The sequence below is a fragment of the Oceanobacter sp. 1_MG-2023 genome (assembly GCF_030689025.1).
Classification (GTDB): Bacteria; Pseudomonadota; Gammaproteobacteria; order Pseudomonadales; family Oceanobacteraceae; genus Oceanobacter.
This window is the reverse complement of the sequence record NZ_JAUYWA010000059.1, coordinates 1-1,841: the sequence shown is the minus strand read 5'-3', so window position 1 is coordinate 1,841 and position 1,841 is coordinate 1. Positions and strand designations below refer to the sequence as shown.

The window sequence follows — 1,841 nt, the reverse complement described above, 5'->3', positions numbered from 1 at the left end:
GCCGACGCTGATTACGAGAGCAAGTCCAGCTATTCATTTGTAGTCACCGCCACCGATGGGGCGGGTAACCATACCGACCAAATCGTTACTTTAGCAGTCAATAACCTCGATGAAGTCGCACCGACGATTACCTCTGGTGATACCGCGACTGCCATCGATGAAAACAGCGGTGCCGGCAGTGTGATTTATACCGCGACTGCCGATGACTCTGCTGATATTTCTGATGGCGTGGCTTTCTCGCTCTCAGGCGACGATGCGGCTTACTTCACCATTGATACCAATACTGGCGAAGTGACTCTAAAAGCTGATGCGGACTATGAGACCAAATCCAGCTATAACTTTGTCGTGATCGCCACCGATGGTGCGGGTTTGCAAGATAGCCAGACCGTGACGCTGGATGTGAATGATCTGGATGAAGTGGCACCGGCATTTACATCCGGTTCAACAGCGACCGCCATTGACGAAAACTCCGGTGAGAACGCGGTTATTTACACCGCGACCACGGACGACGCGGCAGTGGTTTATTCGTTGTCTGGTACAGATGCGTCACTGTTCAGCATCAACTCCGCTACAGGTGAAGTGACTTTGTTGGCTGATGCCGATTACGAAACCAAGTCCAGTTACAGCTTTACCGTCACCGCTACCGATGGGGCTGGTAACCACACCGACCAAATCGTTACTTTAGCAGTCAATAACCTGGATGAAGTGGCACCAACGATTACCTCTGGTGATACCGCGACTGCCATCGATGAAAACAGCGGTGCTGGGCAAGTGGTGTATACCGCTGTTGCTGATGACACTGCTGATATTTCTGATGGTGTGAGTTTCAGTCTGTCGGGTGCAGATGCTGCTTACTTCTCGATTGATGCTGTAACTGGTGAAGTCACCTTGTTGGCTGATGCCGATTACGAAACAAAAGACAGTTACAACTTTACTGTAATCGCCACCGATGGAGCTGGTAACTTCACTGATCAGACCGTCACTGTGGCGGTGAATAACCTGGATGAAGTCGCATCGACGATTACCTCTGGTGATACCGCGACTGCCATCGATGAGAACACGGGTACTGGCTCGGTTGTTTACACAGCGACGGTGGATGACTCTGCCGATATCTCTGATGGTGTGACCTTCTCGCTCTCTGGCGACGATGCCGCGTACTTCAGCATCAACTCAGCCACCGGCGAAGTGACTTTGTTGGCCGATGCCGACTACGAAACCAAACCAAGCTACAGCTTTACCGTCACCGCTACCGATGGAGCTGGTAACTTCACTGATCAGACCGTCACTGTGGCGGTGAATAACCTCGATGAAGTGGCACCGACGATTACTTCTGGCGCTACCGCGACTGCGATCGATGAAAACTCAGGTGCTGGGCAGGTGGTGTATACCGCCATTGCCGATGACTCCACAGATATCTCCGATGGTGTGACTTTTTCGCTCTCAGGCACAGATGCGTCACGGTTCAGCATCAACTCAGCCACCGGTGAAGTCACCTTGTTGGCGGATGCGGACTACGAGACCAAACCAAGTTACAACTTTACCGTCACCGCCACCGATGGAGCCGGTAACCACACCGATCAAACTGTCACGCTGGCGGTTAATAACCTGGATGAAGCAGCGCCAAGCATTACGTCTGGTGCTACCGCGACTGCCATCGATGAGAACACGGGTACTGGCTCGGTTGTTTACACAGCGACGGTGGATGACTCTGCCGATATCTCTGATGGTGTGACCTTCTCGCTCTCTGGCGACGATGCCGCGTACTTCAGCATCAACTCAGCCACCGGTGAAGTCACCTTATTGGCCGACGCTGATTACGAGACCAAACCAAACTACAGTTT

Annotated in this window: 1 protein-coding gene; it reads left to right on the top strand. The window is 52.4% G+C overall.

Features of this window, described 5'->3' with window-relative positions; translation table 11 throughout:
* Positions 1–1,841, top strand: a 1,841-nt coding sequence (locus tag Q8W22_RS16600) for a cadherin repeat domain-containing protein (RefSeq protein WP_305453116.1), incomplete at both ends; no start/stop codon positions are given.